17 protein-coding genes are annotated in these 21,565 nt (G+C 41.4%); 9 read left to right on the top strand and 8 right to left on the bottom strand.

Annotated features, from left to right (window positions below):
- Window positions 1–87: 87 nt before the first annotated feature.
- Window positions 88–1,977: a molecular chaperone HtpG gene (gene htpG, locus ACYQ3L_RS15160; RefSeq protein ID WP_380001579.1), complete on the bottom strand. Its 1,890-nt coding sequence runs from the start codon at window positions 1,975–1,977 to the stop codon at window positions 88–90.
- A gap of 359 nt (window positions 1,978–2,336) precedes the next feature.
- Here htpG and ACYQ3L_RS15155 point away from each other — a divergent pair, with 359 nt between their 5' ends.
- Complete coding sequence (locus ACYQ3L_RS15155) at window positions 2,337–2,870, top strand: RNA polymerase sigma factor (protein WP_380001581.1); 534 nt, start codon at window positions 2,337–2,339, stop codon at window positions 2,868–2,870.
- 133 nt (window positions 2,871–3,003) lie between these two features.
- Here the strand turns inward: ACYQ3L_RS15155 and ACYQ3L_RS15150 are convergent, their stop codons facing one another.
- The 4 genes from ACYQ3L_RS15150 to ACYQ3L_RS15135 all read right to left on the bottom strand — a co-directional run bounded on the left by ACYQ3L_RS15150 (window position 3,004) and on the right by ACYQ3L_RS15135 (window position 7,822).
- A complete protein-coding gene (locus ACYQ3L_RS15150) occupies window positions 3,004–3,741 on the bottom strand; it encodes a hypothetical protein (RefSeq protein WP_380001583.1) in 738 nt (245 codons plus the stop codon).
- The gene (locus ACYQ3L_RS15145) at window positions 3,738–5,840 is read right to left on the bottom strand and encodes a DNA topoisomerase 3 (protein ID WP_380001585.1); all 2,103 of its coding nucleotides are present in this window, start codon (window positions 5,838–5,840) and stop codon (window positions 3,738–3,740) included. The genes ACYQ3L_RS15150 and ACYQ3L_RS15145 overlap by 4 nt, the downstream gene beginning before the upstream one ends.
- Before the next feature lie 305 nt (window positions 5,841–6,145).
- On the bottom strand, window positions 6,146–6,964 hold the full coding sequence (gene panB, locus ACYQ3L_RS15140; RefSeq protein WP_380001587.1) for a 3-methyl-2-oxobutanoate hydroxymethyltransferase: 819 nt from the start codon (window positions 6,962–6,964) through the stop codon (window positions 6,146–6,148).
- Between the two features lie 33 nt (window positions 6,965–6,997).
- Entirely contained in the window at window positions 6,998–7,822 is an 825-nt protein-coding gene (locus ACYQ3L_RS15135) for an IS982 family transposase (protein WP_459952367.1), read from the bottom strand.
- Window positions 7,823–8,133: 311 nt separating this feature from the next.
- On the opposite strand from ACYQ3L_RS15135, the gene ACYQ3L_RS15130 reads away from it, so the two are divergent.
- Window positions 8,134–8,580 carry a tellurite resistance TerB family protein gene (locus ACYQ3L_RS15130; protein WP_380000952.1) on the top strand — a complete coding sequence of 149 codons (447 nt, stop codon included), beginning with the start codon at window positions 8,134–8,136 and terminating at the stop codon, window positions 8,578–8,580.
- Window positions 8,581–8,704: 124 nt separating this feature from the next.
- On the opposite strand, the gene ACYQ3L_RS15125 is transcribed toward ACYQ3L_RS15130, so the two are convergent.
- Both ACYQ3L_RS15125 and ACYQ3L_RS15120 read right to left on the bottom strand, forming a co-directional pair.
- Window positions 8,705–9,187 (bottom strand): hypothetical protein, encoded by a 483-nt coding sequence (locus tag ACYQ3L_RS15125; RefSeq protein ID WP_380000954.1) that lies wholly within the window; start codon window positions 9,185–9,187, stop codon window positions 8,705–8,707.
- A gap of 76 nt (window positions 9,188–9,263) precedes the next feature.
- A complete protein-coding gene (locus tag ACYQ3L_RS15120; protein ID WP_380000956.1) occupies window positions 9,264–10,880 on the bottom strand; it encodes an ABC-F family ATP-binding cassette domain-containing protein in 1,617 nt (538 codons plus the stop codon).
- Window positions 10,881–11,109: 229 nt separating this feature from the next.
- Here ACYQ3L_RS15120 and ACYQ3L_RS15115 point away from each other — a divergent pair, with 229 nt between their 5' ends.
- Together ACYQ3L_RS15115 and nadD are read left to right on the top strand one after the other, a co-directional pair.
- Complete coding sequence (locus ACYQ3L_RS15115; RefSeq protein WP_380000958.1) at window positions 11,110–11,271, top strand: hypothetical protein; 162 nt, start codon at window positions 11,110–11,112, stop codon at window positions 11,269–11,271.
- Window positions 11,272–11,348: 77 nt separating this feature from the next.
- Window positions 11,349–11,945 carry a nicotinate (nicotinamide) nucleotide adenylyltransferase gene (nadD, locus tag ACYQ3L_RS15110; protein ID WP_380000960.1) on the top strand — a complete coding sequence of 199 codons (597 nt, stop codon included), beginning with the start codon at window positions 11,349–11,351 and terminating at the stop codon, window positions 11,943–11,945.
- A gap of 58 nt (window positions 11,946–12,003) precedes the next feature.
- On the opposite strand, the gene ACYQ3L_RS15105 is transcribed toward nadD, so the two are convergent.
- Complete coding sequence (locus tag ACYQ3L_RS15105) at window positions 12,004–13,212, bottom strand: hexokinase family protein (RefSeq protein ID WP_380000962.1); 1,209 nt, start codon at window positions 13,210–13,212, stop codon at window positions 12,004–12,006.
- A 289-nt stretch (window positions 13,213–13,501) separates the two neighbouring features.
- Between ACYQ3L_RS15105 and ACYQ3L_RS15100 the strand changes: the two genes are divergently transcribed.
- From ACYQ3L_RS15100 to ACYQ3L_RS15080, 5 genes are all read left to right on the top strand, one after another.
- The gene (locus ACYQ3L_RS15100; RefSeq protein WP_380000964.1) at window positions 13,502–14,689 is read left to right on the top strand and encodes an aldo/keto reductase; all 1,188 of its coding nucleotides are present in this window, start codon (window positions 13,502–13,504) and stop codon (window positions 14,687–14,689) included.
- 15 nt (window positions 14,690–14,704) lie between these two features.
- Window positions 14,705–15,571, top strand: a complete 867-nt coding sequence (locus tag ACYQ3L_RS15095) for a DUF6599 family protein (protein ID WP_380000966.1) — start codon at window positions 14,705–14,707, stop codon at window positions 15,569–15,571.
- Between the two features lie 362 nt (window positions 15,572–15,933).
- Window positions 15,934–17,037: an efflux RND transporter periplasmic adaptor subunit gene (locus ACYQ3L_RS15090; protein ID WP_380000968.1), complete on the top strand. Its 1,104-nt coding sequence runs from the start codon at window positions 15,934–15,936 to the stop codon at window positions 17,035–17,037.
- A 109-nt stretch (window positions 17,038–17,146) separates the two neighbouring features.
- On the top strand, window positions 17,147–20,206 hold the full coding sequence (locus tag ACYQ3L_RS15085; protein ID WP_380000970.1) for an efflux RND transporter permease subunit: 3,060 nt from the start codon (window positions 17,147–17,149) through the stop codon (window positions 20,204–20,206).
- Between the two features lie 21 nt (window positions 20,207–20,227).
- Entirely contained in the window at window positions 20,228–21,556 is a 1,329-nt protein-coding gene (locus tag ACYQ3L_RS15080; RefSeq protein WP_380000972.1) for a TolC family protein, read from the top strand.
- Window positions 21,557–21,565 lie beyond the last annotated feature (9 nt).

Raw genomic sequence — 21,565 nt, 5'->3', positions numbered from 1 at the left:
ACCAGACTATAATTACTTATTTACAAAAAGAAAAGGCTTGAAATATGATATTTCAAGCCTTTTTCATATTTATATAATCTCCGTATTTCAGATATTTTCCATATTTCTCTTTACAAAGTTGTTTAAAGCTTCCCCTTTTAGCATGCCGTTGGATAAGAGTGCAAGATCTATCAATTGACGGATATTAGCGCTTTCGGTAGCATATGAATCTACAGCCTCTTTGTTTTTACCTTCTATATCACTCATTATCTTTTTTATGAGCGGATGTTCTATATTCAGCACCAGATTGTAGCTATTGGGCATCTCACCATAGAAGCCCATGCCGGTTTGCATTGCCGACATCTCTTTCATACGGCGCATAAATTCGTTTTGGGTTATCTGTACCGGCTGAGCCCTGGCGTCCAAAGCTTTATAATCTATGGTAAATTCGGTTTTCTCTATTTTTGGAAGCTGGGAGGTAAAGGCTTCATTCAATTCTTCTTTTTGCTTGTCGGTCAGATTGACTTCTTTGCTGTCTTCTTTCCTGACAAGGTTGTCGATAGTGTCCGCATCTACTCTGACAAATTTACTTTTTCCGAATTTTTGTTCCAGCATTCCGGCCATATGCACATCGAGTTGTCCGTCGAAAAGGATCACATCATAACCTTTATCTTTGGCTGTATTGATATAAGAATATTGTTCATCCTTATTATTTGCATACAGATATATAAGATTGTCGTCTTTATCGGTTTGATTGGACGAAATCAACGTCTTGTATTCTTCGAAAGTAAATGCCTTGCCGTCCGTATTCTTTAGCAGGCAGATTTTCTGAGCCCGTTCATAGAATTTATCATCAGTAAGCATACCATATTCTATAAATATTTTCAGGTTGTCCCATTTTTCTTCAAACCGGGAGCGGTCGTTCTTGAATATTTCTTCCAGACGATCGGCTACTTTCTTTGTAATGTGGTTCGATATTTTCTTTACATTCTGATCGCTTTGCAGATAGGACCGCGATACATTGAGCGGGATATCCGGAGAATCGAGTACCCCATGCATTAATGTAAGGAACTCCGGAACAATACCTTCTACCGAGTCGGTAACGAAGACTTGATTACTGTAGAGTTGTATCTTGTTACGGTTCATATCCACATTGCTCTTTATCTGCGGAAAGTAAAGAACACCTGTTAATTTGAACGGGTAGTCTACATTCAGGTGTATCCAGAACATTGGTTCGTCAGAAAAAGGGTAGAGTTCCTGATAGAATTTCTTATAGTCCTCATCTTTCAGGTCGGCAGGTTTACGTGTCCAAAGCGGGTTGGTGTCATTTATAATATTGTCTTCGCCAGTTTCTATTGATTTTCCGTCTTTCCACTCTGTCTTTTTACCAAATACAATCGGAACCGGCAAAAAACGACAGTATTTTTTCAATAACTTATCGATTTCTCCTTGTTCCAGAAAATTTTTGTTTTCATCATCTATATATAATATAATGTCTGTACCGCGTTCTGCTTTTTCGATCACTTCGATAGTATATTCCGGAGAACCGTCACAACTCCATTTAACAGCTTCGGTCCCTTCTTTAAATGATTTGGTTATAATTTCCACTTTTTGGGATACCATAAAAGAAGAATAAAATCCAAGGCCGAAATGCCCGATGATAGAGTTGGCATCTTTCTTATATTTATCAAGAAACTCGTTTGCAGAAGAGAATGCAATTTGATTGATATACTTATCTATCTCTTCATTTGTCATACCTATACCGTTGTCGGATATAGTAATTGTTCCGTTTTCTTTATCTATTTTAATTTTTACTGAAAGATTTCCGAGCTCACCTTTAAATTCGCCTAGAGAAGCGTACGTTTTTAACTTTTGAGTAGCATCTACAGCATTAGACACTAGTTCTCGTAGAAAAATTTCATGATCGCTATATAAAAATTTCTTTATTATTGGGAAAATATTCTCAGTAGTAACCCCAATTTTACCGTTTTGTTGCATATTATTAATATTTTAATTCGTATATTTGTTTTTAATGATGTTGGGGACAAAATAAGTGCCAAATATATCCATAATGACATTTTGTCGGAGGCCTAATAGTATTATTTATATACATTTTTAGTTAATAGATATTATTTATAATACATACACTCTCTCTAGCTATTGTTTAGATTCTTGATTATCAAGATATTGTGAAAATAAAATTCTGTAATTAACGTTTTAATTTAACAAATCAACTAATTTTTAACCAAGATGAGAAAAAGTATATATCTTTGTTTCAACGACAGGAAAATTTAAATACCTGCTGCAACTATAGAATGAGTTAAACTATATTTCGCCAACTAAATACTTAATAAACGATGGCAACACTAGATAAAAACAATAAAGGTTTTGAAGATAAGTTAATAGACTTACAAAACAATATGATGAATTTCGCACTCACCCTTACATCGAACAGAGAAGAAGCAAAAGATTTGTTACAGGAAACAACATTGAGGGCTTTGGATAACAGGGAAAAGTATTACGAAAATGTTAATTTCAAAGGCTGGGTATTTACTATAATGCATAATATATTTGTAAATAACTATCGCCGTGTGGTTCGCAGCCAGACAATGATCGATCAAACGGAGAATTTATATCATCTGAACATGCCTCAGGATTCGGGATTCGATACACCGGAAGGTGCATATACCGTATCTGAAATATCCAGAGTAATAAATAGTTTTTCGGATGAATATAAAGTTCCATTCTCAATGCATGTTACAGGATTTAAATATGAAGAAATCGCTCAGCAATTAAGTTTGCCTATAGGTACTGTGAAGAGCCGTATTTTCTTCGCCAGAAAACGTCTTCAGGAATTATTAGCTGATTATAAATATCAGGACAGGGAATGATGTTATTTCTACTTTGATTATAGGCCTGCATAATTTTGCAGGCTTTTTTTATATTTTAGCTTCCCATTTCGGAGGACAGGACAAACTCTATATAATCGAAAATATGTCGAAAGATTATTGTCCGGTCGATATTCTACTCTGTACAATAATCGTATTCCACAACTGCTTCCCATCCGTTCTTAACATACTTGGGATCAACCGAAAATTCAGCAGCGCCGATATCCAGATCATTTGAACAAGGGATTCTGTAATGTCCCCATGCACAACGTTTCGACGATTTTGTCGCAGGATTATAACTTGTCCATGTGCCGAGGAACTGGTTATTGCAATAGCCGTCGGCATCGGACATCAGATCGTCGTACAAAAGATTTCCGTCTTCATCTATATACCAGTATGTAACCAGTTTACCCGAAAATATACCACTGTATTTTTGTTCCTTATTTTCGCTGAAAGAAAAATCAGCCATAATATAACCCTCACTGACAGGTTGTGTTTCCTCTTCTTCGCCCGCATCCGCATCTATATTACTGTATTCTCTGACACCTGTAATTTTAATAGTACCTTCGAAATCGCAAATATTGGTTTTTACTTTCGAACTGCCTTTTACATGGTAGGTATTTGCCGAGGTACGCTCTATCTCTGTGAAATAGATATGCAAGCGTTGAAAATCATCCCCTATATATCCCAGATAGCATGTCTGGTTGTCGAGCCACAGGGGAGAGAAATCAAGATCATTAAGAAAACCCGGTTCCGGAGAAACGGTTTCCGCTTCCAATATAAAATCCTTTATCCATTCGTCAGCACTACAATCTGTCTGTGCATGCACAGACAGCGCTATACTCATCAAAAACACACACAAGACCTTTTTCATTTATATAAAATTTTTCTTAGTTCCTCGTCAGTCAGGTTTTCGCCCGCTTCATCGAATGTCAGCCTGAATGTGCATCCGGCTTTCCATTCCGAACAGCCGTAGGCTGCTTTTCCTCTCAATACCGTCCCTTTTTTACATAGGGGACACACAAGAGGCTGCTGGGCGGCTTCTGTCTGGGCGGCTTTCTCCGTTTTATCCTTTTTTGCTCTCGGTTTTCGTTCCGGTACAGGCTTTTTCTCTTTTGGCGCTTTTTGTTTTGGCTTCTCGGCTTCCTCTTTCACGGCTGCTTCTATTGTTATCCGGCTGCCCCAGTCACTTTTTACATTGGTTACGATCTCGGTAAGCATCTGTTTCAGTTCGTCGATGAACTGGCGCGGGTCGTATTCGCTCTTCTCTATCTGGCGGAGTTTCTTTTCCCATAGTCCGGTAAGTTCAGCCGATTTCAGTAATTCCTCTTTAATCGTACCTATCAGTTCCACTCCTGTCTGTGTAGCATAGAGGTTTTTACGTTCCTTGCGGATATAGTTGCGTTTAAACAATGTTTCTATTATAGCTGCACGGGTCGACGGGCGTCCGATGCCGTTCTCTTTCAGGGCATCACGCAGTTCATCGTCTTCTACCAGTTTACCCGCGGTTTCCATCGCCCGCAGCAGGGTGGCCTCAGTATAATACTTGGGAGGCTGCGTCCATTTTTCATTCAGTGCAGGCTCATGCGGGCCTTTTTCACCTTTTACGAACGGAGGGAGTATGTTATCATCATCTTTGTCTGTTTCCTCTTCTTCCTGGTTAGGGCTATTCGGGTTATTGGCCGGTCTTTCGAATACCACACGCCATCCGGGTTCGAGTATTTGCTTACCTGTCACCTTAAATTCCACTTTGGCAGCTTCACCCAATACGGTAGTGGTTGAAATCTTGCAATTCGGGTAGAATGTAGCGATAAAACGCCGGGTAATGAGATCGTACACTTTGCGTTCTTCGGCTGAAATAGCGCTTGCCCTTACCCCTGTGGGGATGATGGCATGGTGGTCGGTGACCTTGCTGTTATCGAATACTTTCTTCGACTTTGGGATTTTAGGCAATGCCAATACAGGCTTGACCAATTCTTCATACCCTGCCAGGCCTCTCAATATAGCGGGTACTTTCGGATACATATCGTCGCTCAGATAAGTAGTATCTACGCGGGGATAGGTGGTTAGTTTCTTTTCGTACAGGGATTGTATGGTTTTCAATGTGTCTTCGGCTGAAAAGGCAAATTTCTTATTACATTCCACCTGCAAAGCTGTGAGGTCGAACAGGCGGGGGGCCAGCTCTTCACCGTTTTTTGTGCTGACGTCCGTTACTTCAAATTCAGACAGCTTTATTTCTTCAAGGAACTTTTCTCCTTCTTCCTTCGAAGTAAAACGACCTTTAGTCGCCGAAAATGTCGTCTCCCTGTAAACTGTTTTCAGTTCCCAATACGGTTCAGGTTTGAAATTCTCTATTTCAAGCTGACGGTTTACAATCAAGGCTAAGGTTGGTGTCTGTACCCGCCCGATGGACAGTACGGAACGGTTTTGACCGTATTTGACCGTATATAGCCGTGTTGCATTCATTCCCAGCAGCCAGTCACCGATAGCCCGGGATAATCCGGCTTCATAAAGCTTATCGAATGCGGCCTGATCTTTTAGATTATTGAACCCTTCGCGGATAGAGTCTTCTGTCAGTGAAGATATCCACAAACGCTTTACCGGAGCCTTATTCTGCGCTTTCTGCATCACCCATCGCTGGATAAGTTCTCCTTCTTGTCCGGCATCACCGCAGTTGATTACTTCATCTGCTTCAGACATCAGTTTCTCTATTACTGCGAACTGCTTTTTCACTCCTTCGTTCTCAATAAGCCTGATACCAAAACGGGGAGGAATCATCGGCAACAAGTCCAGTGACCACTGTTTCCATTGGGGTGCATATTCGTGCGGTTCTTTGAGCGTACAGAAATGCCCGAACGTCCATGTCACCTGATAGCCGTTGCCCTCAAAATATCCGTCCCTACGGGCATTTGCCCCCAGTATTCCGGCTATTTCGCGTGCCACGCTTGGTTTTTCGGCTATACAGACTTTCATATAAATTATTAATTGGCAAATTTGAAGATTCGTATATTAGCAAATAAATCGTTGAAATACCCCTTACTGAGTGGGGCGAAACACCTTATCAGTTAACAGTAAACAGTCAGCAGTTAACAACTCGTATCTTAAATAACTTTCAACTTACTACCCATTATCTGAAACTCATTACTTGTTAAAACTTGACAAACTTGACACTTTTTTTCGATATTTTTATTTGTCAGCTTCTCTTGTTATTTTAGCTCAATACTTGAAAGAAGTATCAGCTAATAGCTAAAGGCTACCGGCTACTATATAGATAAAGTTTAATAGCTTTCGTTATCATTCGGGAAATCCGAAGACTTCACATCCTTGATATATCCCTGCACGGCCTCAGTCATTACTGTATGCAGGTCGGCATAACGGCGTAAGAATTTGGGTGAGAAATTTTTATTGATACCGAGCATATCGTGTACGACAAGCACTTGACCATCTGCATGCGGACCGGCGCCAATACCGATAGTTGGTATTGTTAGTTGCGAGCTTACGGTCTTTGTCAATTCGGCCGGTATCTTCTCCAATACCATGCCGAAACAGCCTACTTCCTGAAGTAGTAGAGCATCTTTTATCAGTTTGTCTGCTTCAGCACCGTCTTTTGCGCGCACATTATATGTGCCGTATTTATTAATAGACTGTGGCATCAGGCCGAGATGTCCCATTACAGGAATACCCGCGTCTATAATTTTCTTTATATCGGGAATAACTTCTTCCCCGCCTTCTATTTTTAAAGCATCTGCACCTGTCTCTTTCATCATACGGATAGCGTATTCCAGCGATTTAAGCGGATTACCCGATACTGTACCGAAAGGCATATCTACGATAACCAAAGCGCGTTTTGCCCCATTCATCACCGAACGTCCATGATATATCATCTGATCGAGAGTCATAGGTAAAGTGGTAATGTTCCCCACCATGACATTGGATGCTGAGTCGCCGACAAGAATAACATCCAGCCCGGCCTGATCCAGAATAGATGCCATAGAATAATCATATGCTGTAAGCATTGAGATCTTTTCGCCGCGTTGCTTCATTTCTATCAGGCGGCGTGTTGTAACCTTGCGGTTATCCTCGGTGTATGTAGACATATCTTTTCTTTTTTAATTAATTTAAGTTGCTATTTATAGATTGTAAATTTTATCAAAAGTATATCCCCAAATGAAAGCAATAAGTTTAATCAAGAACCCCTTTTGAGTGACGGCATGAATTTTCTTAGGCAAATACTTGGTAATATCACTAAAAGCTGTTTCAATCCGCTTTCTGTGAATAGATATCAGATATTCCATACACGGATTATGCGGCTTTGTGGAATTACTTTTCCTGGCAGCTTTCAGATAAATATTATTATCGGCCAGCATGTCTTCAAGCAAATAATCAGTGTAAGCGGAATCAGCCAGAAGTTGACTTCCATCAGGCAGGTTGACCGGCAATTGTTTTATACCGTCAATATCATGGATTCCGCCTGCTGTAAAGGTAAATTCTACGGGAATACCATCCGAAGTAACTATCATATGAACTTTAAAACCATAAAAATAAACACGTTTGGAAGCACATTTACCTCGGTATTGTTCCCCTTTGACAATCCTGGATCTACTTATGCGTATATTATGGCAGACCTCTACAGGAAAGCTATCGATGCTATAAGTTGTCTCAAGGCTCATACCCTTTATTGCCTGGCCTGTATAGAAAAAGAGTTGGCTAAGAAATTCTCCTATATTGTGCAACCTGCGGTTGAAGCGGCTTTTGCCAAGCATACGAGGCATCAATCCGGTAGAACGGACAAAACAGATGGATTTCTCTATATTGCCTGCAAAATACTGGGCGGCAATCAGAACTACCGTAATGATTTCCGCATCACTGGTCTTACGGCTCTCAGGCTCTTTGTGGTTCATCGATTTCAATATATCATCAAAAAATACGTATATTGCAATGGTTTTTGTAACCATGGTCAGTCCTTTTTTGTGTGTTAGCACCGCAAAGTTAAGGGATTGACCTTTTTTATTGGATAATTCTATAAATAGCAACTTGAATTAATTAATAAAAATCAGGGCAAAGTTATAAAATAAATGTAAGAATGAACCTAAAAAAAGCCTTGCCAATATTACGTCATTATATATCAGGGTATTGTTATTATATTAACTGAAAATTTGCCTAAATATCAGAAAGGAATATTGCATTCTTCATAAAATGGATTATATTTGTTCATCAGTAATTTATTACTGATATAAAACTTTATTAACAAACTAAATTAAAAACTATGGGTTTATTTGACAAGGTGTTTAAATCAGCACCAAGCGGGGATGAGAAATTTACACAACAAGAGTCTTTCGCAGCAGTGGCATTAGCAGTAGCAGGCGCAGACGGTTCAGTATCTACACAAGAATGGAACAGCATCGTAACTTACATCAGACGTCTTCGTATCTATGACAATTTTTCGGGTCCTGCGTTTGACAAATTATTCGATAAATTGTTTTCCAAACTGAAAAAAGAAGGTCCCGGTGCTTTGGTCGAAGCAGCCAAAGACGGGTTAGGAGATGATCTGAAAATGACCGCATTCGCTTGTGCGGTAGATATCGCTCTTGCCGACGGGGTACTCGAAGATGATGAAAAGGATATTATTAATCAACTTGCCGAAGCATTAGCAGTAGACGAGAAAACAGCTATTTCTATCATCGAAGTAATGATTATCAAGAATAAGTGTTAACCGTATTCCGGTAATAAAAAAGGATGCCCTTGAAAGGGCATCCTTTTTTATTACTTTCGGAAGTATATATGAACTATGAGTTATGAACGATAACTCGTTGGCTTTTACTAAGTATTACGGAAACTTACTTTTTTACCTGATAACCTGCTTCAGAGGCATATTCCATCTGGGCTGTAGCTAAATCCTCGAATGATTTTGAATACTCATCCACTTTTGCCTGATATGTTTCCTGCAATTTATCCATATCTTCGATTGCAGATTCCTTAGTTAAAGCTGCAAAACCTTTTCCGGCTTCTACAACCCCTCTGAGGCTTTCATATGTTTTGAGTGCAGCTTCTTTAAACTTGTCACCGCCTTTAGGAACATCCAGCGCTTTTACAATTGTTATCTCTGCGTCTATCTTGGCCAGGGCGCTGTCGGTCTTGGCTGCAATGGAGGCAAAGTCCTCATTGTTAACTGCATTGGTCAGGTCTCCGTCATAAGAAACACTCATCTCCGTGATTGCCGCATTTGCTTTGGCAATGGCGTCATTGAACTTTACAGCATCAGGACCGCAAGAAGACAGAATGAATAGTACAGTCAGTAAATAAAATAAGTTTTTTTTCATGTTAGGTTCTGTTTTAGCAATTAAATAAAAAATGGCCTTCGGTAAAAATAAATAAAATAGCTGGAAAAATAACAGATTAAAATGTTAAATTCTTTTTCTTTGCCAGGAAATCCCTTATACCTCCGATGTGCTCCCTTACTTTCTTATCAGAAAATTCAAATACTTTGGTTACTAGGCCGTCAAGAAAATCACGGTCGTGGGAAACTAATATAACTGTACCGTCATAATCTAACAAGGCATTTTTCAAAACCTCTTTTGTTTTCAGGTCGAGATGATTGGTTGGCTCATCGAGAATAAGCAGGTTGACAGGCTCAAGCAATAGTTTTATCATTGCCAGACGTGTGCGTTCACCCCCCGAAAGCACTTTGACCTTTTTTTCGGAATCGTCTCGGTTGAACATAAATGCGCCTAATATATTGCGTATCTGTGTGCGTATATCCCCTTCGGCAACACGGTCGATAGTTTCAAAAACAGTGAGGTCTTCATCTAGCAGATCGGCCTGATTCTGGGCGAAGTATCCGACTTCCACATTGTGACCCGGCATAATATTCCCTTCATAGGGAGTTTCACCCATCACGCATTTTACGAATGTCGATTTACCTTCGCCGTTTTTTCCCGCCAGAGCTATCTTTTCGCCTCGTTCAATCATCAGGTTGGCATTTTCGAACACAAGGTAATCATCATATTTCTTTGTTACCATATCCACTGTCAGCGGATAGTTTCCCGAACGGGTAGCAGGCTGGAAACGAATGCGTATCTGTGATTTATCTTCTTCGTCTATTTCCACGCGCTCCATCTTTTCCAACTGGCGGATACGGCTCTGAACCAAAACGGCTTTAGCTGCCTGCGCACGGAAGCGCTCGATAAATTCCTCTATTTCTGCAATCTGTTTTTGCTGGGCTTCCCATGCATGTATTTGTTGCTGGCGGCGTTCCTGACGAAGTTCCACATATTTGGAGTAATTGACTTTATAGTCGTAAATACGCCCCATCGTAAGCTCGATGGTACGGGTGGTAACGGCATCTATAAATGCCCTGTCGTGCGAAATCAGTACCACCGCTTTGGCTTGTGTATTGATGAAGTCTTCGAGCCAGCCGATAGATTCTATATCGAGATGGTTGGTCGGCTCATCGAGCAGCATAACATCGGGATTTCTCAACAGAAGCTTGGCCAGCTCGATGCGCATACGCCATCCTCCGCTGAATTCACTGGTCAGCCTGTCCAGATCGCTACGCTTAAAGCCTAATCCAAGCAATGCTTTTTCCACTTCTCCTTCGAAGCTGATGCCTTCCACCATTGCCAGGCGTTCGTGCGCATGGCTAAAGTCGTCTATCAGTTTGGCATAATCATCTGATTCGTAATCGGTACGGGTTTCCAGTTGCCTGTTCATATCTTCTATGTCGGCCTGTAAATCGAATATATGAGAGAATGCCAGGGAGGCTTCTTCTCTTACCGTACGTTCATCGGTGATCTTCATTACCTGAGGTAAATAGCCGACAGTTACACCGTCGGGCCCTGTTACCGAGCCTTTATAGTGAGTATTCACCCCGGCCAGTATCTTGAGCATGGTACTTTTTCCTGCCCCGTTTTTACCGACCAAAGCGATTTTATCCTTATCGTTTATTATATAGCTGATATTATCGAACAATATCCTGTCGCCTAATTCTACCTTTAAACTGTCTACAATTAACATCTAAATTTACCTTTTTATTTTTTTAGAGCTGCAAAGGTAGGAAAAAGAAACAAACAATTAGTGACAGGAAGATATGGCGGGCAAAATATTTGTTGTTGCCGCAAAGTCATTATCTATTTATTTTAGGAAATTTGCATTATTCATAAAAATAAACGCAGAATACTTAAAATATTTTTCCGTTTCATCCGTCTAAATAAATAGGTGATTTAACATTTGAAACGATACGAAGATGAGAGGTTATAAAGACAAAATGGACGACAATAAAACAGGAAAAAAGAAAAACCAGAAAACAAAACCTTCCGAAAATACGGACAGCCCGTATGTAAAACTGGCTATAGCCCTGGAAGAATTATGTTCCGATGATTTTGAATTTGAAAAAGATGATGCATAAAACCGATCTGATTTTTTCTTTTTCATTATAAGATTCATACATTTGTTCCTGTTGCGTTTGTATCAATATCTACATTCATGCAGGAAGAAACGGCTGAAAAAATACTGACAGGCATTATGTGCGGCTCATTCAACCCCTTACACATGGGGCATATTATGATAGCCAATTATATGTATGCCTTCGAAAATCTGGAAGAAGTGTGGCTGATAGTCACCCCTCGCTGTCCTTCAGATAAAGGGGATGATATGGCCGATGCAACAGTGCGATCCGGTATATTGAGCCGTTTTTGTAACCCGTATCCCCGGATATCGCCCTGTGATATAGAGTTTCGTCTGTCTCCGCCTTATTATACGATAAATACGATAATTGCGCTGAAAGAACAGTATCCCGAACGTGAATTTGTTTTATTATTGGGTGAAGATAATTGGGCGAACTTTCATTATTGGTACCGAAGTGAAGATATAAGGAACGAAGTGTCTATACTCGTCTATCCAAGAAAAGACAGCAAGACAGGTTCTGATTTACCTGAAAATGTACGGAAAGTAAATGCTCCGCTGATCGAAATATCTTCTACTTTTATAAGAAATGCGATAAAGGAGGATAGGGATATCCGCAGTTTTCTGCCGGTTGGGGAATATGAGTATTTAATTGAAAATAAGATTTATAATAAATAAAAAACAGGATGCTGACATCATATCAGCATCCTGTAATATATCCGTATCTTTAATCGAATCAGGACAAAGCAGCGATAGCCGACCCTATAAGGTTGGCATTCTTCATCTTACTGATATGAACATGTACATCGCTGAGATTAAATTCGATCAACAGCTTGCGAAGTTCTTCCGACACCAGGTCTTTGTAGTTTTTTCCTTTGCGGTCTTCGCTCCAGAAAAGGCTTCCTTCAGCTACCAGATGGATTTTCTTTATCGATTTGTCATGTGATACAAGTACCATCACCAATCCGGCAAGCGATGCGGCTACCAGTTGAGCCGAACGTTTATATATCCAGCGCGATACATCTACATATCTTTTTTTGTGGATATCAGGGTAATTCATGATATTGGTCAGCTTTTGTGCGTCGAATCTTTCTTCAAATTCATCACAAGGGAAAACCGATTTCAGAATTTCACCCAGATACATACCCGAAACGGCTTTTTCGAACCGTTGCGCCCCTTTGCTGTCCGAACAGGCGTCTACCTTATCATCTATAACGGTTAAATGCGGCGGATAGAAGTTACCTGATTCCAGGTTTACGGGGATCAGGCCTTCGCCTTTATAGTCGGGATTCAGTTTTTTTATTTTATCAGGGCGGATAAATGTAGCCATATTTGTTCCTGTACCTACTATCAATCCGATATAAGCATCGTAACTGCTATCGGTCAGACCGGCAAAAAGACTTGCTACGGTATCATTTATGACTTTTACTTCTGTAAACTTGCCTCCGTTTTCCTTATTCAGATAATCACGCAGTGGCTGGCCAACAGGTTTTCCCAGCATTTCTTTGATATCTACGCCTTTTGTCCAGCGTATGAGGGATGCATCGCCATTGAGCATGGATTCTGCCGGATAAGAAAAGCAGTAACCGATTGGCATCTTTCCTTCCATTTTTATCTCGCCGATCGGGTCAGCCTGCTCTTTGAACAGGTCAGCTTCGGTAAAGCCCGGTGTTTTCATTACCGACAGGTCTTTCTTCCATCCATTTTCGGGATGTATAGACGCTTTTCCGTCGACAAAATCAATTGTGGCAACACGGTAATTCGTTCCTCCCAAATCGAGTACCAGTGCCGATCCTTCTATTCCCGATGTTTTGGGATTGATATAAGTAGGAATACACTGAATTTCGGTATTGTCTTTTACAAGGCCGTTTTCTACTTTGGTTTGGAGTGATTGCGCAATTTCTTTTAATTGCTTTGTTTTCAGTTTAAAGATGTTTTTCTTCATAGGGTATATTTATCGTTAAATTAGGCAATTTAGAATTGTTTTACAAAAATATAAATCTATCTTGAATATCGGTCATTTATATAAACATATTGACATATGAATAACTAATTTTATTACGTCTTAACACCGCCCACATTTTTTTTTTTGTAAAAATGAAAATATACTGCTATATTTTTTACACCCTAATATCTTGATTTAAAAAATATTGTTATATTTGTGAAAACCGATTGATCACAAGATGTACATTCCGGCACATATATTCAAAACCTTAAAATATTAGACTACAAAGATGGAAAAGAAAGGTGTTAACAGAAGAGATTTCCTCCGGCTTTCGGCAACCGTGGGTGCAGGTGCCCTGATTGTTCCCGGAGCTACAGCGTCTACATTAAGTAAGACCACACAGCTTAAAATGGATGAGATACCCGTGCGCACGTTAGGCCGCACAGGCATTAAACTCCCGATTCTGAGTATGGGTGTCATGCGTGCCGATAATCCGAATGTAGTAAGAGCGGCCTATAATTCGGGGATTTTTCATTTCGACACCGCACACGGTTATCAGAACGGACGGAACGAAGAAATGCTTGGCAACTTCTTTGAAGGGAAACCGCGCGAAAGCTATTTTATGGGTACAAAAGTTAAAATCGACTATCCATTAAAAGCCGATTTTGAACAAGACCTCAATGCTAAAATAGAATTGAGCCTCAAGCGCCTCAAAATGGAGTATGTAGATATTTTTTACGCCCATGCCTACAGCAATGTGGAAGAAGTTTTGGACGAAAGGATAATCGCAGCTCTCAGGAAAATAAAAGAAGAAGGCAAAGCCCGTTTTATAGGTTTTTCCACGCACGCTCATAAACCGGAACTAATAGATGCAGCCATAAAGGCCGGGATATATGATGTATTACTTATCAGCTACAATTTCAAACTGAATAATCTGAAAGAAACGGACGCCGCTGTCAAACGTGCCGCCGAAGCCGGTATTGGCATTGTAGCCATGAAAACGATGACCGGTGGTGTGGAAGATGCCGAGGGAAAGAAAAAAATAAACGCGCAGGCATGCCTGAAGTGGGCATGGCAGAATGAACATATTACAACGGCAATCCCGGGATTTTCCAATTATGATGAATTTGACGAGTGTCTGGCAGCAGCGCAAAGTCCGCAACTGACATCAGGTGAACAAGAATATCTGGCGGCCTTATGTGATAAGGAAATGATGTTTTGCCAGCAATGTAATAAATGTGTGGCCCAATGCACCGAACATCTTCCTATCCCCGATATTATGCGCGCGTATATGTACACTTACGGATATAAATATTCGCAATTGTCGAAAGAGACGCTTACAGAGCTAAATCTGGCGGAAAATACCTGCTCAGGTTGTAACTCATGTGCCGTGGACTGCCCATCGGGGTTCAATGTAGCGCAAAAGATAGCAGCGATCACTCCTGTGATGCATGTACCCACCGAGTTCTTAACTTAATTATATCAGATATATATGAAACCCTTTAAATGCACTGTTATTTTCTTCTTCTGCGTAATATACTCCCTGTCGGTGTCGGCGCAAACACCTGCCGAGTTGAAATCGTGGCTGCCTGCAATCAGTGGCTGGACGGTTTCGGATAAGGTTGAAGTATTCAGCCCCGAGAACCTGTTCGACCGTATCAACGGTGCGGCACCTTTATATTTAGAGAATAATTTCAGGGAAATGACCCAGATGGAATACACCCGGGGCGACGACTATATCTCTATACAGGCATACCGCCATGCGAGCCCGGAAGATGCATTCGGAATGTATGCATCGGAGCGTTCGTCCGAACTGAAGTTTTTTCCTGTCGGGGGTGAAGCTCAGGGGGACGATTCCGGTATTTTCTTTTTTGCAGGCAATGTATATGTGAAAATGTGGAGCAGCGCAGAGGAAAACGTATCGGAAACGATGAGAGCAATAGCAACGCGTTTAGCCGGAAGTATCGATGCAAATGCAGATTATCCCCCGGTCGTTAAAGCTTTTCCCGGAGAGGATATGCTCCCTCATTCCGAAACATACGTTACTGCCAATTATATAGGTCATAATTTTCTCAATATGGTTTATACAGCCAAGTATGAGAAGGATAACATGACGTTTCAGGCATTCATTGTCGACGCTAAATCGGCCGACGGGGCAAAGGCGGTACTGGAAAAGTATTTCACTTTTACTAAACAACCTCTAGACTTCACAGAGGGGAATCTAATGATAAAAGACCGCTATAATGGAGATATCCCAGCTATCTGGAAAGGGCAATATATAATAGGTATATTCTCCGAAAATGGGAATAAAATAGCTGGAGCAGGTGATATTCTGGAAAAGATAGCCGTATCACTTTAAATATGAAATGCAGCAAACAATCACACAATAAAAGCTTAATGAACAAATGTCATTGAGCTTTTATATTTTCAGACAAAATCCTTTGCGTAATTTTTGTTTACCAATGTGAAGAAACACTAAAATTGCACTCCGGCATTAAACCTTTTTATTTACTTGCCGTCACATTTTCCGAGAGTATATTTTTGAGGCCCTAAATAGAGACCGTTTTCGTTGAGCCATGGGTAGAAACGAAATTCATTTTGATATGCCGAGTCACGAAGAACGACTAGTGAAATTGAACGTTTTAAGTAGCGAGAGCAGAGCAAAATTTATTTTGATTATGCCGGGTCACGAAAAACGACTAATGAAATTGAATATTTACTATGAACAAAAAGACGAAAATAGCACTTATCGTTATAATTGTGCTGCTTATTGCCGGAATGGCATTTTATCCTCAGATAAAGAGGATCGTATCGCCTGAAGAAGAACAAAACACTACAATAAAAGACAGTGGTCCGGGTGGCAACCGTGTGCGGAATACATTGAATGTAAACGCCATGATACTAAAGCCGGATAACCTGACCGAAACGATTCGTGAAAAAGGCTTACTGATACCCGACGAAGAGGTGGACCTGTCGTTTGAGACTTCCGGGAAAATCACGGAAATACATTTCAACGAAGGTTCCAATGTGCGGAAAGGGCAATTGCTGGCCAAAGTAAACGACAAGCCATTACAGGCTGAACTAAAAAAACTGAAAGCGCAGATACCTCTGGCGCAAGACCGTGTATTTCGTCAAAAAGCGCTGCTGGCTAAGGATGCTGTGAGCCAGGAAGCGTATGAGTCCGTAAATACGGAACTGGATAAACTTATGGCTGACATCGAACTTACCGAATCGCGAATTGCGCAAACCGAGCTGCGTGCTCCATTCGATGGTATTGTGGGCCTGCGTTTGGTAAGTGAAGGCACATACGCTTCCCCGTCGACGATTGTAACGCGGCTGACTAAAATATCACCGCTGAAAGTCGAGTTTTCGGTGGGTGAAGCCTATGTAAACAATATAAAGGCCGGGACGCCTATCACTTTTACATTCGACAACGACCTGAGTACATACGGAGCCACCGTGTATGCCGTGGAATCGAATCTTGACAAAGTCACACTGACTCTAAAAGCCCGTGCTTTATATCCCAATGTCGGCGGACGCCTCAAACCGGGTTTATCTACAAACGTGGAGATAAGATTGCAGGAAATAAAGAATACTATTGTTGTGCCCAGTTTGTCTACTATAGCGGAGATGGGGCGTGACATAGCCTATGTGTACAAAGATGGAAAAGCTCATCAGGTGACATTGAAAAAAGGAATGCGTACGGCCGCTTCGGTACAGGTACTCAATGGACTGAGCATAGGTGATACTTTGCTTGTTACGGGAGTGATGCAATTGCGTGACGGGTTACCCGTGACAATAGATAATTTTGTAGACAATAATTGATTGGTAAATTTGAGAATTAGCCGATCTGTAAATGGCGCGAAGCGACAGGTACAGGAATATATAATCTGCTAATCTGCTAATTTGCTAATTTGCTAATTGAATTTAAAATATGACAATATCCGAAGTAAGTATCAAACGCCCCGTACTGGCAACAGTATTCGTACTGGTCATATTCCTGTTGGGTATGATTGGGTATACATATCTGGGCGTACGTGAATATCCCAATATAGACAACCCCATTATCTCGGTAAACGTCACCTATCCCGGTGCGAATGCCGAAATTATAGAGAATCAGATAACCGAACCTCTGGAACAGAATATTAACGGTATTCCGGGCATCAGGTCGCTGACCAGTAGCAGTAGCCAGGGCTCGTGCCGTATTACGGTGGAGTTCGAACTTACAGTAGATTTGGAGACGGCAGCTAATGATGTGCGTGACAAAGTATCACGAGCACAGCGTTATCTGCCCCGCGATTGCGATCCGCCTACCGTATCGAAAGCAGATGCCGATGCAAACCCGATTATCCAGATCAGTATTCAGAGTGAAAAGCGTTCGTTATTGGAGCTCAGCGAAATAGCCGAACTTACAGTAAAAGAACGTTTGCAGACAATACCAAACGTGAGCGCGGTGGAAATATGGGGACAAAACCGTTACTCGATGCGCCTTTGGCTAGATCCTGTAAAAATGGCTTCGTACGGTATTACTCCTATGGATGTGAAAAATGCCGTCGACCGCGAGAACGTAGAATTACCTTCGGGAAGTATAGAAGGCGATGCCCTGGAACTTACTATCCGTACACTAGGTCTGATGCAGACTCCGGAAGAGTTTAACAATATGATTATCAAGGAAGATAATTTTAATGTGGTGCGCTTCAAGGATGTGGGTACCGCCGAACTGGGAACGGAAGATCAGCGCAGCCTCATGCGCCGCAACGGGGTACCGGCTGTAAGTACCGTTATCATACCTCAGCCGGGTGCAAATCAGATAGAAATATCGGACGAAGCAATGGTACGTCTCGAACAACTGAAAAAAGACCTGCCTGAAGATGTATTCATCGATGTGGCTTTTGATAATACTAAATTTATACGCGCGTCGATAGCCGAAGTGGAAGAAACCGTGTATATTGCCTTTGCCCTTGTTGTTATCATTATCTTTCTCTTTCTGCGCGACTGGCGCGTGACCCTCGTGCCATGCGTGGTGATACCCGTATCGCTGGTAGGTGCATTTTTCGTCATGTATGTGGCCGGATTCTCCATCAATGTACTATCCATGCTTGCCGTAGTGCTTGCCGTGGGGCTGGTGGTCGACGATGCCATTGTGGTCACGGAGAACATATATCTGAAAATAGAAGAAGGAATGTCCCCTAAAGAGGCCGGGATAGAGGGCTCGAAGGAAATATTCTTTGCCGTGATATCTACAACTATTAGTGTTGTAGCCGTATTTTTTCCTATCGTATTCCTGGAAGGAATGACAGGGCGGCTTTTCCGCGAGTTCAGCTTCGTCATCGCCGGAGCCGTGCTCATTTCTGCATTTGTGGCTCTGACATTTACCCCGATGCTCTCCACCAAATTGTTGAAGAAAGAAGACAAGCCCAATTGGTTTTATAGAAAGACTGAGCCGTTTTTCAACGGATTGATGAACGGATACCATAATGCCCTGCATAAGTTTCTGAGCATCAAGATTATCATATGGCCTATTATTATCATTACATTAGTGTCAATCGTATATTTGATGAAGGTTATTCCATCCGAAATGGCTCCGTTGGAAGACCGTTCACAAATAACAATAAGAACCAGCGGTCCGGAAGGCTCTACTTATGAATATATGAGAAATTATACGGAAAAAATAGCGACTATAGCTGATTCCGTAGCGCCCGAAAGACTGATAAATACGATGCGTGTATGGACCGGGGGAGGTAACGTCAACCTCAACCTGTCCGGTATTAAAGACAGGGACAGGAGCCAGATGGAAATAGCCGACGAACTATCCAAAGCCGTAAGAAAGGAAACGGGTGCCCGTACCTTTGTCCAGCAGCAATCTACATTCGGAGGCCGGCGTTCCAGTATGCCTATACAATATGTACTGCAGGCTCCTAATATTGCCAAACTGGAAGAGTTTATCCCTGCATTTATGCAGAAAGTGCAGGAAAGTCCTTTATTCCAAATGGCCGATGTAAACCTCAAATTCACCAAACCCGAAACGCGGATAATCATCGACCGCAACAAGGCGGCCGTATTGGGTGTCAGCACGAGAGATATCGGACAAACGCTCCAGTATGCGCTCAGCGGACAGCGTATGGGCTATTTCTACATGAACGGAAAACAATACCAGATACTAGGTGAGATAAACCGTCAGCAACGGAATACACCGGTCGATTTGAAATCGATATATCTCAAAAATCTTACGGGTAGTATGATTCAGTTAGGTAATCTGGTAAAATTGGAAGAAAGCGTGGCTCCTCCGCAACTTTATCGTTACAATCGCTTCAACTCGGCTACAATATCCGCCGGACTCTCTCCGGGTGTGACTATAGGCGCGGGACTCAACGAAATGGATCGCATAGCCAAAGAAACTCTCGATGATACTTTCCGTACGGCATTGGCCGGAGATTCGAAAGATTTCAGGGAAAGTTCATCCAGCCTGATGTTTGCATTTGTACTGGCTATATTGCTCATATTCCTTATTCTGGCCGCGCAGTTCGAAAGTTTCAAAGATCCGTTCGTTATCATGCTTACGGTTCCGCTGGCTATTGCAGGGGCGTTGCTGTTTATGTACATAAAAGATATATCAATGAATATTTTCAGCCAGATTGGTATTATCATGCTCATTGGTCTGGTAGCCAAAAATGGTATCCTTATCGTTGAATTTGCTAACCAGCGGCAGGAAGCCGGAATGAGTAAACTGGAAGCTATACAGGGAGCATCCGTGCAGCGTCTGCGTCCAATCCTTATGACCAGTTTTTGTACCGTGCTGGGGCTGCTGCCTCTTGTATTTGCAAGTGCTGAAGGTGCAAACGGACGTATGGCAATGGGTGTGGCTGTTATCGGAGGGATGATGGTATCTACGTTGCTGACGATATTTATAGTGCCTGCCATGTATTTGTATATTTCGACAGACAGGGGAAGGAAGAAAGAAAAAGAAGACGCAAAGATTGCTCTTAATGGTTAATGTATTATATTACAATCGTATATGAAAAAATATTTATCTGCTATATTACTGTTATTTATTTTGCCTGCCATATCTGAATCCCAGAATATATATGACCTGAACAGGTGTATACAGGAGGGTTTAATGAATAACTATGATATCCGTATATCAAGAAACAATCAGGAAGTATCCGATAATAATATGACTATAGGGAATGCCGGATATTTACCTACGGTAGACCTTACGAGCGGCTACTCGGGTACCTCGAACAATGTAAAGCAGAAACTGGAGTCGGGGGAGACGAATACAAGCAATGGAGTGAATAATCAGAATCTCAACGCAGGTATAAACCTTAACTGGACTATCTTCGATGGCTTCAATATACAGACGAATTATAACCGGCTGAAAGAACTGCAACAAATGGGTAAACTGGATACCCAGCTGGCTATCGAAACTTTTATAGCTGATATTACTTCCGAATATTATAATTATATACAGCAAACCATCCGCCTGAAAAACCTGAAATCGGCAGTGAAATTATCGAAAGAACGCTTGCGGATAGTAGAAGCCCGTTATGAAATAGGAGCAGGTTCACGGCTGGATATGCAGCAGGCGCGTGTAGACTTCAACAGTGACAGTTCACAGTTAATCAAGCAATATGAAGTGCTGTACACATCCCGTGTATTGCTGAATAAGCTGATGGCTCAGAAGAAGATAGACCAGATGATAGAAACTAAGGATTCGGTTATTATATACAACGAGTTCCTCGACCAGAACGATATAATGCAGGGTATGCTTTCGAATAATACGTTCCTGCTGTTATCCGACAAAAATAAGAAACTAAGTGTATTGGACCTGAAGACTGCCCAGAGCGAAAATTATCCTTATCTGAAGTTCAATGCAGGATATGGAATTACGAAGAATATTTATAATACAGGAACCATAGGCAATCAGCGTACATTAGGGCTTAATTATGGACTAACACTGGGATTCAACCTGTTTAACGGCTTCAATAGCAGAAGGAAACAGCGGAATGCTAAAATCGAGATTGAGAACAGGCAACTGGAATATGAACAAACCACACTGTCGCTGAAAGCAGATCTGGCCAATATGTGGATGGCTTACCGTAACAATATAGAGTTGACCAATCTGGAAAAGGAGAATGTAGAAACTGCCCGTGAAAACCACGAAATAGCGATAGAACGTTACAAACTTGGAGACTTGTCGGGGATAGAGTTGAGGGAAGCCCAGAATAGTTTGTTGGAGGCCGAGGAACGTTTGGTTCAGGCTGAATTCAATACAAAACTGTGTGAAATTTCCCTGATGCAAATCAGTGGTCAGGTTTTGAAGTATATGGATGCTGATAATTGATTTTAAAGG

The sequence above is a fragment of the Dysgonomonas termitidis genome, from assembly GCF_054657735.1.
Note: the sequence above shows the minus strand (reverse complement) of the source record. Positions and strands in the feature narration are given on the sequence as shown.